The 13,261-nt window shown below is 73.6% G+C and carries 13 protein-coding genes; 6 read left to right on the top strand and 7 right to left on the bottom strand.

Annotated features, from left to right (window positions below):
- The first annotated feature begins 1 nt into the window (after position 1).
- Positions 2-505 carry a hypothetical protein gene (locus tag ASG88_RS20140; protein WP_157559847.1) on the top strand — a complete coding sequence of 168 codons (504 nt, stop codon included), beginning with the start codon at positions 2-4 and terminating at the stop codon, positions 503-505.
- 5 nt (positions 506-510) lie between these two features.
- The gene (locus tag ASG88_RS20135) at positions 511-1,290 is read left to right on the top strand and encodes an MBL fold metallo-hydrolase (protein WP_056889219.1); all 780 of its coding nucleotides are present in this window, start codon (positions 511-513) and stop codon (positions 1,288-1,290) included.
- Between the two features lie 6 nt (positions 1,291-1,296).
- Here ASG88_RS20135 and ASG88_RS20130 read toward each other — a convergent pair whose 3' ends face one another.
- Both ASG88_RS20130 and ASG88_RS20125 read right to left on the bottom strand, forming a co-directional pair.
- A complete protein-coding gene (locus ASG88_RS20130; RefSeq protein WP_056889289.1) occupies positions 1,297-2,226 on the bottom strand; it encodes an MBL fold metallo-hydrolase in 930 nt (309 codons plus the stop codon).
- Positions 2,227-2,239: 13 nt separating this feature from the next.
- On the bottom strand, positions 2,240-3,895 hold the full coding sequence (locus ASG88_RS20125) for an FAD-binding dehydrogenase (RefSeq protein ID WP_056889218.1): 1,656 nt from the start codon (positions 3,893-3,895) through the stop codon (positions 2,240-2,242).
- A 113-nt stretch (positions 3,896-4,008) separates the two neighbouring features.
- On the opposite strand from ASG88_RS20125, the gene ASG88_RS20120 reads away from it, so the two are divergent.
- The gene (locus ASG88_RS20120) at positions 4,009-5,178 is read left to right on the top strand and encodes a PucR family transcriptional regulator (RefSeq protein WP_157559846.1); all 1,170 of its coding nucleotides are present in this window, start codon (positions 4,009-4,011) and stop codon (positions 5,176-5,178) included.
- Positions 5,179-5,185: 7 nt separating this feature from the next.
- Here the strand turns inward: ASG88_RS20120 and ASG88_RS20115 are convergent, their stop codons facing one another.
- Complete coding sequence (locus tag ASG88_RS20115; protein WP_056889216.1) at positions 5,186-6,130, bottom strand: DMT family transporter; 945 nt, start codon at positions 6,128-6,130, stop codon at positions 5,186-5,188.
- Positions 6,131-6,446: 316 nt separating this feature from the next.
- Here ASG88_RS20115 and ASG88_RS20110 point away from each other — a divergent pair, with 316 nt between their 5' ends.
- The gene (locus tag ASG88_RS20110) at positions 6,447-8,132 is read left to right on the top strand and encodes a bifunctional 3'-5' exonuclease/DNA polymerase (protein WP_082600790.1); all 1,686 of its coding nucleotides are present in this window, start codon (positions 6,447-6,449) and stop codon (positions 8,130-8,132) included.
- 2 nt (positions 8,133-8,134) lie between these two features.
- Here the strand turns inward: ASG88_RS20110 and ASG88_RS20105 are convergent, their stop codons facing one another.
- A complete protein-coding gene (locus ASG88_RS20105) occupies positions 8,135-9,385 on the bottom strand; it encodes a sulfatase-like hydrolase/transferase (protein ID WP_056889215.1) in 1,251 nt (416 codons plus the stop codon).
- A 25-nt stretch (positions 9,386-9,410) separates the two neighbouring features.
- Here ASG88_RS20105 and ASG88_RS20100 point away from each other — a divergent pair, with 25 nt between their 5' ends.
- The gene (locus ASG88_RS20100) at positions 9,411-9,761 is read left to right on the top strand and encodes a DUF2200 domain-containing protein (protein WP_056889288.1); all 351 of its coding nucleotides are present in this window, start codon (positions 9,411-9,413) and stop codon (positions 9,759-9,761) included.
- On the opposite strand, the gene ASG88_RS20095 is transcribed toward ASG88_RS20100, so the two are convergent.
- Positions 9,749-10,405, bottom strand: a complete 657-nt coding sequence (locus ASG88_RS20095) for an SDR family oxidoreductase (protein ID WP_056889214.1) — start codon at positions 10,403-10,405, stop codon at positions 9,749-9,751. The two genes, ASG88_RS20100 and ASG88_RS20095, sit on opposite strands and share 13 nt — an antisense overlap.
- A 34-nt stretch (positions 10,406-10,439) precedes the next feature.
- Here ASG88_RS20095 and ASG88_RS20090 point away from each other — a divergent pair, with 34 nt between their 5' ends.
- Positions 10,440-11,357 (top strand): NAD-dependent epimerase/dehydratase family protein, encoded by a 918-nt coding sequence (locus ASG88_RS20090; protein ID WP_056889213.1) that lies wholly within the window; start codon positions 10,440-10,442, stop codon positions 11,355-11,357.
- Between the two features lie 64 nt (positions 11,358-11,421).
- Here the strand turns inward: ASG88_RS20090 and ASG88_RS20085 are convergent, their stop codons facing one another.
- Together ASG88_RS20085 and ASG88_RS20080 are read right to left on the bottom strand one after the other, a co-directional pair.
- Positions 11,422-12,264 (bottom strand): SDR family NAD(P)-dependent oxidoreductase, encoded by an 843-nt coding sequence (locus tag ASG88_RS20085; protein ID WP_200956514.1) that lies wholly within the window; start codon positions 12,262-12,264, stop codon positions 11,422-11,424.
- 102 nt (positions 12,265-12,366) lie between these two features.
- Positions 12,367-13,167 (bottom strand): class II glutamine amidotransferase, encoded by an 801-nt coding sequence (locus ASG88_RS20080; RefSeq protein WP_200956513.1) that lies wholly within the window; start codon positions 13,165-13,167, stop codon positions 12,367-12,369.
- Between the last annotated feature and the right edge of the window lie 94 nt (positions 13,168-13,261).

Raw genomic sequence — 13,261 nt, 5'->3', positions numbered from 1 at the left:
GATGGCGACCCTGACGGCGTGGCAGTACCAGACCCCCCTGGGAGCCAGGGCGGGAGCGGTGCGCCTGCGCACCCTCGTGGACCTGGAGGCCCTCGAGGTGCTGGACGCGATCACGGTGACCTGGGTCCAGGGCGCGCACCAGCCCCGGCTGACCCCGGTGCGCCCCCGGATGCCCTCCCCGGTCGGTGACCACTCCGTGCTGGCCGGGCTCTTCCGCCGCCTGGCGCTCGACGGGACGCCGGACGCCTCCGACGGCTCGCTGACGGGTCTGGCCGCGGTGCTGGACGGGACGGGCATCACGCCGGGCTTCCTCCTCGAGGTGGTGGACCACCTCGCCCCCGGGCACTCCACCCTCATGGTGCTCTCGGGCACGGCTGATCCCGAGACGGTGCGGCCGGTGGTGGAGCGCGGTCTCGCCGGCGGCGGGGTGACCCTGTTGTACGCCGACGTCCCCGACGACGCCGCGGCCCGGCTCGGCCGGGCCCTGGGCCTGAGGTTCGACTGAGCGCCATGACGATCACCCTGACCTGGCTCGGCCACGCGACCGTCGTCCTCGACATCGACGGGGTGCGTTTGGTTGCTGATCCCCTCCTCAGGCGTCACAACGGCATCCTGCGACGACGTGGCGACCCCCCGTCACGGGCGACGTGGGAGGGGGCGGACGCGGTCCTCCTGTCGCACCTGCACCACGACCACGCCGAGGTGGCGTCGCTCCGGATGCTGGGCGCCGTGCCGGTGCTGACCGGCGCGCAGAACGTCACCTGGGTGGACGGCAAGGGCCTGACCGGGCGTGGTCTCTCGGACGACGAGTGGGTGCCCGTCGGTGAGAGCGGCGACGTCACGATCCGGCTGGTGCCGGCGGTGCACCACTCGCGACCGATGCCGCACCGGCCCAACGCCGCGCACGGGCACCTGGTGCGGGGACCGTCCGGTGTCGTGTGGATCGCCGGCGACACCGACCTCCATGCCGCGATGGAGCGGCTGCCCGAGATGGCCGGCGCGGCGCTCGACCTGGCCGTCGTACCCATCGGCGGGTGGGGGCCCCGGTTGTCGCCCGGGCACATGGGCCCCCACGAGGCAGCCGTCGCCTGCGGCGTCAGCGGTGCGCGGGCAGCGGTCCCCGTGCACTGGAAGACGCTCCACGTCCCCGCCGGAGCCCACCGCCCGCGCGGCTGGATGGATGCGGCCGGTCCCCGCTTCGAGGAGGCCCTGGCTCGCGAGGCGCCGGACTGCCGGGCGTTCGTCCTCGACGTGGGCGGGTCGGTGACGCTGCCGGGGACCGGGGGCTGACGGGGGTCAGAGACCCGACCAGGGGTCCTCGCGCCGCCACACGGTGGGTAGGTGGAGGTGGACGCCCTGCTCGGTCGCCAGGGCCGTGAGGACACGCATCGTGACGTGCAGGTCGTCGCCGGCGAACGGCAGGGCCCGCAGCGGCCGGTCGAGGCCACGGAAGAAGTCGTCCCAGTGGGTGAGGACCACGCGCCGGGCCCCGACGGCCTCGACGGTCTCGGCCCAGTAGGTCCGGATGTAGTCCTCGGGCATCACACCGAGCTGGCCCACCCCGAGGTAGGCGACGTCGGCGTGCCTGCCGAGGAGTGCCCCCTCGACGTACCCGGCGCTGCCCTGGAGCAGTGCGGTCCGCCCGCTGCTGTGCTCCACGAGGATCGACCACGCCTCCCCGCACCGGTAGGTGGCCGCCCTGGCCGGCGGCACCACCGGCTCGGTGACGTCACCGGGGAACCGGTCGGGGGGACAGTGCGACGACACCACGTGGGTGAGCGTGAACCCACCGAAGGTCCGGGGCTCGCCCGGGACGACGAGGGAGATGCTGTCGGGACCGAGGCCCCCACCCCGACCGACGTTGGCCGTGGACTCGCCACCGACCAGCACCGCGCCCGTGCGCCCGGCCACCTCGGCCGAGTCCAGGGCGTGGTCGAAGTGGGTGTGCACCGGTGCCACCGCCGCCAGCGACCGAGCACCTGGCCCGAACCCGAGCCGACGAAGCGCCCCGTCGATCCGGGGGTGGTCGGGCGCCAGCGGTCGTGCCAGCACGCGGAGGAGTCCCGGTCGGGAGAAGTAGCCGTCCGTCATGACGGCGGTGTGGCCGTCGTCGAGGAGGACGGTCGCGACACCGAGGAAGGTGACCGAGAAGTCGTCACCGGCCCCGGGGACGTCGAAGCGGTCCGCGTAGGTCGCGATGTCAGGGCGTCCGGGCTTGAGGCGCATCATTGTTCCTGTCTCAGGCGGTGGCGGCAGCGGCGGACCGACCGGCGGTCCGGCCCGAGAACAGGCAGCCGCCGAGGAAGGTCCCCTCGAGCGCGTTGTAGCCCATCATCCCGCCGCCACCGAACCCGTTGACCTCGCCGGCGGCGTACAGACCCGGCACCACCGACCCGCCTCCGGTCAGGCAGCGTCCCTCGAGGTCGGTCTCCAGCCCGCCGAGCGTCTTGCGGGACAGGATGTTGAGCCGCACGGCGATCAGCGGTCCCGCCGCGGGGTCGAGGAGCTTGTGGGGCGAGGCGGTGCGGACCAGCTTGTCGCCGCGGTAGGTGCGGGCAGAGCGGATGGCCATGACCTGGGCGTCCTTGGTGAACGTGTTGTCGAGCTGGCGGTCCCGCTCCTCGACGAGGCTGCGCAGCGGTCCGACCTCGAGCCGGGGAGCGTCCTCGTCGGCCACCCTGTTCATCCCGGCCACGAGCTCCTCGAGCGTGTCCGCGACGACGAAGTCCTCGCCGTGCTGCTTGAAGGCCTCGACGGGGGCGGGGGCGCCGCTCCCGAGGCGGGAGAGGAGGAGCCGGACGTCCTTGCCGGTCAGGTCGGGGTTCTGCTCGGACCCGGAGAGGGCGAACTCCTTCTCGATGATCTTCTGCGACAGCACGAACCACGAGTAGTCGTAGCCCGTCGAGCGCAGGTGCCGCAGCGTGCCGAGGGTGTCGAAGCCCGGGAAGTACGGCGCGGGCAGGCGGTTGCCCGCGGCGTCCAGCCACAGCGAGGACGGGCCGGGCAGGATGCGGATGCCGTGGTTGTCCCAGATGGGGTCCCAGTTGCGGATCCCCTCGACGTAGTGCCACATCCGGTCCGGGTGGATGAGGCTCGCACCGGCCCTCTGGGTGATGGCGAGCATCCGGCCGTCGACGTGGGCGGGCACGCCCGACACCATGCGGGTGGGTGGCGTGCCCAGCCTCGCCGGCCAGGCCTTGCGGACCAGGTCGTGGTTGCCACCGATCCCGCCGCTGCTCACGACGACGGCCTGTGCCCGGAGCTCGAACTCACCCACCGCCCTCCGGCTGCTGGGCCTGCCGCGCTCCACGGTCGTCGGCTCCAGCACGGTGCCGCGGACCCCGGTCACGGTGCCGGACTCGTCGATCAGCTCGTCGACCTGGTGCCGGAACGCGCCCGTGATGCGCCCGGACGCGATGTGCTCACGCACACGTCGCTCGAAGGGAGCCACGACACCCGGTCCCGTGCCCCACGTCAGGTGGAAGCGGGGGACCGAGTTTCCGTGCCCGCTCGCCCGGCCGTCGCCCCGCTCCGCCCACCCGACCACGGGGAAGAGGCGGTGCCCCATGGAGTGCAGCCAGGAGCGCTTCTCGCCGGCGGCGAACTGGAGGTAGGCCTCCGCCCATGCCCGGGGCCAGCGGTCCTCCTCGCGGTCGAACTGGGCCGAGCCCATCCAGTCCTGTCGGGCGAGGTCGAGGGAGTCCTTGACCCCCATGCGGCGCTGCTCGGGGCTGCCCACCATGAAGAGTCCGCCGAGGCTCCACCAGGCCTGGCCGCCCAGGTTCTGCTCGCCCTCCTGGTCCACCAGCAGGACGCGGCGCCCCGCGTCCGCGGCCTCGGCGGCCGCCACCAGGCCTGCGATGCCAGCTCCCACGACGATGATGTCGGCGTCCATGTCTCTCCTCCGGTCGGATGATCCGTGCTCAGCCACACCGTCGACCCGGGCACGTCCACCGGCAACCTCGGTTGTCAGCGGGTGATGAGAGATCCTGTGCCACAGTGAGTGGCGTGAGCAGGGTGAGGCACGACGTGCGCGACGAGCTGCTCGACGGTCTGGACGACGTCAGGGCCACGGTGGTGACCGCGATCGTCAACGAGATCCCGGCGTACGCCGACCTGACCGGCCCGCAGCTGGCCGAGGTCAGCGCCATCGTGGAGTGGGGCCTGCGTCGCGTGCTCGACCTGTGGGTGGAGGACGGCGAGCTGGGGGAGGCCGACGTCCGCAGGTTCCGGGGGATCGGTGCCGCGCGGGCACTGGACGGCCGTCCCCTGCCCGGCGTGCTGCGTGCCTACCGCCTCGCCGGCAGCGAGATCTTCGACCTCGTCGAGGCACATGGTCGGTCACGGCTCGACATGTCCGACGTGCTGGCGCTCTCGAGGCTCTGGATGGCGACGATCGACACGCTCTCGGAGGCGTTGTACGCCGGGCACGTCGCGGCCGCGGACCGCGCTGCGGGAGACCGGTCGCTGGCGGTCGGCGACCTCGTGGACGACCTCCTGCTGGGTCGGCAGGTGACCCGGACCGGTCTCGCCGACCGGTTGCGCGAGCTCGGCCTGTCGCTCGGCCCGCGGGTGGGGCTGCTCGTCCTGCGCCCCCGCGGCGCTGGCACGGAGGTCACGCCCACGGCGCTGGAGGGCCTGCTCGGCGACGCGGTCCACGCAGGGGGATCGAGCACCTTGATGAGGGTCCGCGCGGACGAGGCGGTGGTCATCGTCCCGGAGCACGCGACCCTGCCCGCCGCGTTGCTGACCGAGCGGCGGTGGCGTGGCTGCCTGATGGCCGGGCTGGCCATCGCCGACCTCCCGCGTGCCCTGCGGGTCGGCACGCACCTGCTGGCCCACGCCCCCGGGCGCGCCTTCGCGCACCGGACGGTGCTCGACGAGGCGGACGCGCTCCTCATCGCGGTGCTCACCGGCCACCGCGACGCCGATGCCGACCGGCTGCGACAGGTGGTGCTCGCGCCGCTGCTCGCCGCACCTGCCGACCACCTGCTCGAGGGCCTGGAGGCCTACCTCGACGCCGGATCGGCCGCCGAGGCGGCCGTCCTCCTGGGACTCCACCCGCAGACCATGCGCTACCGGCTGGGCCGACTCCGCGAGGTCACCGGTCGTGACCCGCGCCACGGCTGGGACCGACTGGTGCTGGAGGCGGCGGTCCTGGGAGGCGGGCGGTCGTAGGTCCTCCTCACGCAGGCACCGGTTGTTCCTCGGCGGGCCGGAGCGCGACGACGGCGGCGAGGATCAGCGCACCGCCGAGGAGGGCGGGCCAGGCGAGGCGCTCGCCCAGCACCACCGCGGCCAGGGCGGCCGCGGACAAGGGCTCGACCAGCGTCGCCACGGTGGCCGCCGAACCGGACGTGGTGCGCAGCCCGGCGTACAACAGCCCGTAGGACAGCGCCATCGTGGCCACACCGAGGTAGACCAGCAGCGCCCACGACCCGGCGTCCGTCGGGACCACGGGGCGCTGCGTGGCCGCCGCGATCACCAGGAACGGCGCGAGCACGACCGCACCCGCGCCCGTGGCGCAGGTGGTGAGGGCGACCGGGTCGACGTGCTGGGCGAGCCGGTGGGCGAGCACCGTCGTCGCGGCGTACGTCGTCCCGGAGGCGACCGCGAGGAGCAGCCCGAGGGTGGGTCGTTCCGCAGCCGGTCCGGCACCGTGACCGGCGTAGGCGCTGATGAGCACGAGGCCCAGCAGGGCGGCGGCGAGGACGCCCACCTCGCGCCGCGACGGGCGGGTCCGTGCGGCGAGGTGCTCCCAGGACGCGGCGAGGACCGGTGCGAGCCCGAGCGAGACGACGGTCGCGACGCTGACGCCGACGAGCAGGACGGACACGAAGTACAGGCCCTGGTAGAGCGCGGTGCCGCAGCCGACCACGACCGCCGGCACCGGGTGCGTGCGCATCGTCTCCACGACGGTGCGGGCACGGCCCGTCACCGCGGCGAAGGCGACCAGGGCCACGGCCGCCAGGGCCATCCGCCAGGCGCTGACCGTCATCGCCCCCAGTCCGTCGCGGTCGTGCAGGAGGGTGACGACGAGCCCTCCGGTGCCCCACAGGACGCCGGCCGCGCAGACCTGGAGGAGGCCGATCCGGGCGTTGCGCCGCCCGGTCCCGGTCTCCACGCTCACGCGGCTCAACCTACCGAGGGCCGGGCCTCCGGACCTCCTGCGACCGCGCCTCGGCACGGTCCGGCCGTCGCCCGACGCCGCGACCGGCGTCGAGCTCCACCACGCCGGCACGGTGGCCCGGCCGTGACGACGAGTGTGCGTGGAAGCACCACCTGCGCCGGGTAAGGGGTGCTTCCACGCACACTCGTCGGGACCGCACACACGGAGAGATTCCTGTACGCCGCGGGAGCAGCGTCGGTCGCGTGTGGCACGCTCGCGGCCATGAGGGATCGGGTGCGGGGCAGCGTCCCGTCCCGCCCGTGGTGAGGCGGACCCGATGACCCGCGTCGCGCTCTCGCGCCTGCCGGAGGAGCGGGTGCTCGTCGTGGACGGCGACGTCGAGCGCGAGCTCGCCCTGGCCGACCTCCCGTCGTACGTCGCGGAGCGGGAGGCCGACGCGCCCCGCTGGGTCTGGGACGACACGGTGCGGTGGTACCCGCCCCTGCTGACCGCCGGGGTGAGGATCACGCGCTGTCACGACCTGCGGCTCGGGCGACGGATCCTGCGCCGGGCACCGGCGGCGGATCAGCGGTTGATGGAGGGCGAGCACGCGGAGCACTGGGACCGGCTGGGGCCGAGCACGCCCTCGCACCCCACGCTCTTCTCGGTCGACGACACGGCCGAGCACCTGCGCGCCGACGTCGAGGACGCCCGGCAGCGGGCGACCGTCGCCGCGTCCGGCGAGGCCGCCCGCCTCGGCCTGCTGCTCGCCGCCGAGTCGGCGGGGGCGCTCGTCGCGGCCGAGATGACGTGGGCCGGCGTGCCGTGGCGCGTCGACGTGCACGAGCGCCTGCTCGCCGACCTCCTCGGTCCCCGGCCGCCGCGCGGGGCCCGGCCGCAGCGGCTCGAGGCCCTGGTCGCCGAGGTACGCCGGGCCTTCGAGGCACCCGGTCTCAACCCGGACTCGCGTCCCGAGCTGCTGGCCGCGCTGCGCCGCGCCGGCCTGGAGGTCACGGACACCCGGGCCTCCTCGCTGCGCGCGCTGGACCACCCCGGCATCGAACCGTTGCTGCGCTACAAGCAGCTGGCCCACCTGTTCCAGACCAACGGGTGGACGTGGATCGACCAGTGGGTCGGCGGCGGCCGGTTCCGGCCGTCGTACCAGCCGGCCGGCTCCAGCACCGGACGCTGGTCCTCCAACGGCGGGGGAGCGCTGTCCTTCCCGGTGCAGGTGCGACCCGCAGCGGTGGCCGACGACGGCTGGACCTTCGTGGTCGCCGACGTCGCCCAGCTCGAGCCCCGGGTGCTGGCCGGCATGAGCGGCGACCGGGCGCTGGCCCGCTCCGCCCGTGGTGCGGACCTCTACCAGGGGATGGTCGACGACGGTGCGGTGGCGAGCCGCAACGACGCCAAGCTCGGCCTGCTCGGTGCGATGTACGGCGCGACCAGCGGCGAGAGCGGCCGGATGGTCGCCGGCCTCACCCGCCGCTACCCGGACGCCTTCGGGCTCGTGGAGACCGCGGCCCGGGCCGGCGAGCACGGCCAGGTGGTGCGCACGCTGCTGGGACGGGGCTCGCCGGGCCTCGGCGAGGTGTGGGACCGGGTGGTCGACGACGGTCCGCCGGATCCTGACGGCCAGGCCCGTCTCCGCCGGGCCTACGGGCGCTTCACCCGCAACTTCGTGGTGCAGGGCACCGGTGCCGAGTGGGCGCTGTGCTGGATCGCCGACCTGCGCAACCGGCTGTGGGGGCTGGGTGCCGCCGGGAGCCTGGTCGACCGGCCGCACCTGGTCTTCTTCCTCCACGACGAGGTCGTCGTGCACACCCCGGCCGCCCTCGCCGACCAGGTCGCCGCCCAGGCAGCCGCGGCGGCCTCGACCGCCGCGGGCCTGCTCTTCCGTGACCTCAGCATCGACTTCCCGCTCAACGTCTCGGTCGTGCAGTCGTACGCCGACGCGGGAAAGCCCGGTGCCCCAGACCATCCGGACGCGGGCACGCCGCACACCGGCCCGGCGGGGGAGTAGCGCTACTCCTCCAGGTCCCGCAGCGCCCGGCCGCGGGCCTGCCGCATCGCCGTGACCAGCGCCGACTGCTCCGTGACGTCGGCGTCCGCGATGCTCGCGAGCTGGTGCGGGTCGGCGGCCAGGTCGTAGAGCTCCCACTCGTCGGTCTCGTGGTGCTCGACGTACGCCTCGGAACCCTCGCGCAGCATCGCCCAGTCGAGGTTGGTGTTCTCGACCAGCAGTCGGCGCCGCCACGAGGACCAGTCGCCGGTCCGCAGGGGCTGCAGCATCGAGCGGCCGGAGAGCTCGCGACCCTCGTCCGGGTCGAGTCCGGCGATGTCGAGCGCGGTGGGCATCAGGTCGACCTGGGACACGAACGCGCTCGAGGTGCCGGGAGCGACGCCGGGCCCGCGCACGACGTACGGGATGCCGGCGGACTCCTCGTAGGGCTGCTCCTTGCGGAAGAGCCGGTGCTCCCCGAGGAGGTAGCCGTTGTCGGAGACGAAGAAGACCCACGTCCGGCTCAGCTGGTCGGTCCGCCACAGGACGTCGAGCAGCCGGCCGATCTCGTCGTCGAGGTCCCGAAGCTCCTCGAGCTTGCCCTCGCGGACGTCCCTCATCCGGTCCGGGTCCTGCGCGGGCAGGCCCCGCAGCCAGCTGGGCTTGTCGGACATGTCGGCCTCGTTGAGGGCCGGCGGGTCCCAGGTGACGCCGTCGAAGTCGTGCCGGTGCTCGGCACTGGGGCGGTAGGGGTCGTGCGGGATCGACGGCCCCCACACCGCGAACCACGGACCGGTGTCGCGGTGCCGCTCGACGAAGGTGCGCAGCCGCTCCGCGGCGAAGGCGTCGGCCGGGCGCTGGCCGTCGAGGTCGCGGAGCTCCCCGTCGACGTTGACCTGCCCGCGCTTGCCCACCGTGGCCACCCAGCGGCCCCAGCCGGGGGCGACGTACTCCGGGTCCTCGCCGAGGCCGTTCATGTACTTCCCGAAGTATCCGGTGTCGTAGCCGGCGCCGCGGATCCGGGTCGCGACGGTGTCGCGGTCGTGTCCCTGGGCGACGAAGGGCTGGTGCGTCTGGTTGTCCGGGCAGCCGTGGTCGTGCGGGTAGCGGCTGGTCAGGATCGAGGCACGGGCCGGACCGCACCACGGCATCGCCGTGTAGCCGCGACGGAAGCGGACACCCTTCTCGACCAGGCGCGTCCACGTCCGGTCCATGCTGCGCAACGTCGAGCGGGGCTGGTCGTCGCTGATGATCCAGAGCACGTTGTCGGCCATGTGGCGCGAGACTACGCTCTCGTGGATGAGCCGGATCTTCACCACGAGCTTCGCGTCGGTCTACCCCCACTACGTCAACAAGGTGGAGCGCAAGGGCCGCACCAAGGCCGAGCTCGACGAGGTGATCGAGTGGCTCACCGGCTTCGACGAGGCGGCGCTGACCCACCACCTCGAGGCCGGCACGACGTTGGAGGACTTCTTCGCCGACGCCCGCCTCAACCCGCTCGCGTCCACGATCACGGGCAGCGTCTGCGGCGTGAAGGTGCAGGACGTCGAGGACCCGCTCATGCAGAAGATCCGCTACCTCGACAAGCTCGTGGACGAGGTGGCGAAGGGCCGCCCCATGGAGAAGGTCCTGCGCACTCAGCCCGCGTAGGGCACCTCGCTGGCCCATTCCTCCTCGCCGGTGGTGACCGCGCGCCAGATCGCGTCGGCCACCCGGTCGGGCGTGAAGGCGCCCTCCCGCGCCAGAGTGCCCCGCACGGTGAGGGACACCGCCCGGATCCCCTCCGGTGCGAGGGCGTCGTCGAGGCTGCGCACGAGGTTGCGGACCCCGGCCTTCTGCACGCCGAGCGACGCCGCGCCGTGCCACGGCCGGTCGGCGGCCATCGACCCGGTGACGCTGATCCGGCTGCCGGCAGCGAGGAACGGCCGCGCGGCCTGTACGGCGGTCAGCAGGGCGCCGACGCCGAGCGCGACGTCCTCGAGCAGCTCGGGCACGGTGAGCTCCAGCGGATCCTTCTCCCGGTAGGCGCTGGGGTTGAAGTGCAGGACGTCGATCCGCCCCCACGCCTCACCCGCGGCCCGGACAGCCGCCGTGGCAGCGGCGGTGTCGGTGACGTCGACCTGCGCCGGCAGCACGGTGGCGCCCCGGCCCTCGAGGTCGGCGGTGAGGTCGTCGAGCACCTGGCGGTCCACCCCCAGCAACCCCACGTCGTACCCCTCGTCGGCGAAACGGCGGGCCACCGACCCGCTCACCCCCGGACCCGCTCCCACCACGACGATGACTGGTCTGCTCATGGAGACGTTCTACTCCGCCTGACATCGTGGGGCCATGACCGACCCGACCTCGTCCCCCTCGTCCGTCGTCGTCACCGGGGCCAACGGCCTGGTGGGAAGCCGCATCGTCGCGGCCCTCAGCGAGCGCGGCGCGACCGTGCGCGCCGTCGTACGCCGCGCCGGCACGGCACCGGACCTCCCCGGCGTCGAGGAGCGGGTCGGCGACTTCGCCGACCCGGCGTACGCCGCCGAGGTGGTCGCCGGCGCCGACGCCCTCGTCACCACCGTGCATCCCCTCGGCGGGGACGGCGAGAGCCAGCGGAAGGTCGGGCTCGACGGGACGCTCGTCATCGCCAGGGCCGCCGCGGACGCCGGTGTCGAGCGGCTCGTGCACGTCTCGACCGCCGCGGTCTACGACCGCAGCCCCGGGCTGGGCGACGTGGACGAGCACGCCGCCCTCGCGCCCGACGACGCCGGCGACTACGCGGTGGTCAAGCGCGACGTCGACCTCGCCCTGGCCGAGGTCGATGGCCCGACCCGGGTGCTGCTGCGACCGCCGGCGATCCTCGGCGCGGGGGAGACCTCGGTCTGGAACTCGGTGCGCCCGGCGCACGTCCGCGACGACGAGCGCGCGCGCCGCTCGATCCCCGAGCAGTCCTTCAACTGGGTCCACGTCGACGACCTGGCCGACCTCGCGGCGGACGTCGCGGTCGGTGCGGTGGCGACCTCCGACGACCCGGAGGCCGGACCGGTGGCCGGCGGGTGCACCGCGGTCAACGTGGCCGCCGAGGTGGCCACGCAACGCGACTACCTGGGGACCGTGACCCGGGCCCTCGGCGTCGAGCCGGTGTGGGAGGACGGTCCCGCGTGGACCGGGCGGATCATGGCTGACCGGGCCCGACGCTGGGGATGGTCGCCGAGGACCGGCCTGGACGAGGCGCTCGCCGAGCTCGAGGCCGGGCTGCGCGACTGACGGCGCGCACGACCTCCTGTCCGGAGCCGCGGCTGCTGTCGGACCAGCGGGTGCCGCGTCCGTTTCAGGCCAGGCCGACCAGCGCGGCGGACCGCTCCCAGAGGCCCTCGATGATCGCCTGGTCGCTCGCCTGCCTGTTCTCACGCCCGTCGGCCTTGAACTGGCTCCAGTAGCGGCCGTTGACGGCCGGGTCGGGACCCCGCTCGGCGAGGGCGATCAGCGGTGCCGCGCCCTCGGGCACGCTGATGGTGGCGAAACGCTTGAGCGGTGAGCGGTAGAGCAGGCCGACGAGCCACGAGTCGCGCCCGAACGAGCTGCCCACCGGACCGGGGTGCACCGCCACCGAGACGATGCCGTCGTCGGCCCAGCGCTGGGCGATGCCTCGGGTGAAGACGATGTTCATCAGCTTGCCGGTGCCGTAGGCGGGGAACTCGATCGCCCGCCGGTGCTCGTAGTCGAGGTCGTCGAGCACGATCTTGCCGATCAGGTTGCCGACGCTCGAGGTGTTGACGACCAGCGACGAGCCGGCGGCCGCGAGCTGCGGCCGGAGCAGGTTGGTCAGCAGGAAGGGTGCGAGGTGGTTGACCTGGAAGTTGGGCTCATGGCCGTCAGCGGTCCGCTTCTTCGGGGAGATGGTGCCGCCGGCGTTGTTCATCAGCACGTCGAGCCTCTCCACCCGCTCGCCCACCTCGGACGCGAGGCGTCGTACGTCGTCCAGACGGGCGAAGTCGGCGACCAGCGGCTCGGTGCCGACCGCCTCGGCCACGGGACGCAGCTTGTCGGCGGAGCGTCCGGTCACGAGCACCGTCGCGCCCTTGCCGGCGAGCACGCGCGCGGCCTCGGCCCCGATCCCGTCGCTCGCCCCGGTCACCAGGACCGTGCGGCCCGCCATCGTCTGATCAGTCATGCCGCGAGCCTAGGTGGGGCACCGGCACACCCCGGACGTGCCTCTTGCGGACCGGATCGCGCTGCCGGGGTCGGTGCCCCGGTCGGGGCGCTGTCGGGCCGGCTACCCGAGGTCGATGGGGGCGAAGTCGCTCAGCTGCTCCCCGTCCCCGTGGACGGTGAGCACCGACGACTCGGGCACCTCGCGCCAGGCGCCCCGCAGGTCGCCCAGGGGCTCCGAGACCACCAGACGGGAGTCCTCGGACAGCGCGTGCAGCACGGGGTTGTCGGGGTGCTGCTCGCGCAGGGTCGACACGTCGGTGCTGTGGAACAACGAACGGGACCGGCCCTCGCTGGAGTACCGGAACGCCCAGGTCGTGTCGCCGTCGGTGGTCGCGACGGTCATCTGCACCGGGAACTCGACGCCGTGCGTCCGGGCGGTGGCCTCGACCAGCCCGACCGCCCGGGCCACCGCCGCGGGCGGGTCGTCGGCCAGGCCGAAGGTGAGGGCCAGGAAGAAGAGCATCTCCGAGTCGGTGGACCCCTCGATCTCCGGGAACAGGGTCGGCTCCACCGCCATCGCCAGGTCCCGCTTCATCTCGTGGAACCCGGCGATCACCCCGTTGTGCATCCACAGCCAGTTGCCGTACCGGAACGGGTGACAGTTGGTCTGCTGCACGGCCGAGCCCGTTGACGCCCTGATGTGCGCGAAGACCCGCCGTGAGCTGGCGAGGGCGGACAGCTCCCGCAGGTTGCGGTCGTTCCACGCCGGCTCGATGCTCCGGAAGACGCCCGGTCGGGCCGAGGCGCCGTACCACCCCACCCCGAAGCCGTCCCCGTTGGTCGTGGTCGCCCCCAGCTTCGAGTGCTGGCTCTGGACCACCAATGAGTTCTTGGGCTTGAACAGCAGGTCCTCCAGGGACACCGGGGACCCTGAGTACGCCAGCCAACGACACATGTCGACCTCCCTGGTCGTCACCCATGCTCGGGCGGGGGAGAGGTGCGGCGCCTCATCCGGA

The organism is Nocardioides sp. Soil777, from assembly GCF_001428425.1.
Taxonomy (GTDB): domain Bacteria; phylum Actinomycetota; class Actinomycetes; order Propionibacteriales; family Nocardioidaceae; genus Nocardioides; species Nocardioides terrigena.
The sequence above is the reverse complement of the archived record's forward strand: the minus strand, read 5'-3'. Positions and strand labels throughout refer to the sequence as shown.

Coding starts and splice junctions, on each gene's coding strand:
- ASG88_RS20140 (WP_157559847.1), top strand. CDS start 2: ATGGCGACCCTGACGGCGTGGCAGTACCAGACCCCCCTGGGAGCCAGG.
- ASG88_RS20135 (WP_056889219.1), top strand. CDS start 511: ATGACGATCACCCTGACCTGGCTCGGCCACGCGACCGTCGTCCTCGAC.
- ASG88_RS20130 (WP_056889289.1), bottom strand. CDS start 2,226: ATGCGCCTCAAGCCCGGACGCCCTGACATCGCGACCTACGCGGACCGC.
- ASG88_RS20125 (WP_056889218.1), bottom strand. CDS start 3,895: ATGGACGCCGACATCATCGTCGTGGGAGCTGGCATCGCAGGCCTGGTG.
- ASG88_RS20110 (WP_082600790.1), top strand. CDS start 6,447: ATGACCCGCGTCGCGCTCTCGCGCCTGCCGGAGGAGCGGGTGCTCGTC.
- ASG88_RS20105 (WP_056889215.1), bottom strand. CDS start 9,385: ATGGCCGACAACGTGCTCTGGATCATCAGCGACGACCAGCCCCGCTCG.
- ASG88_RS20100 (WP_056889288.1), top strand. CDS start 9,411: ATGAGCCGGATCTTCACCACGAGCTTCGCGTCGGTCTACCCCCACTAC.
- ASG88_RS20095 (WP_056889214.1), bottom strand. CDS start 10,405: ATGAGCAGACCAGTCATCGTCGTGGTGGGAGCGGGTCCGGGGGTGAGC.
- ASG88_RS20090 (WP_056889213.1), top strand. CDS start 10,440: ATGACCGACCCGACCTCGTCCCCCTCGTCCGTCGTCGTCACCGGGGCC.
- ASG88_RS20085 (WP_200956514.1), bottom strand. CDS start 12,264: ATGACTGATCAGACGATGGCGGGCCGCACGGTCCTGGTGACCGGGGCG.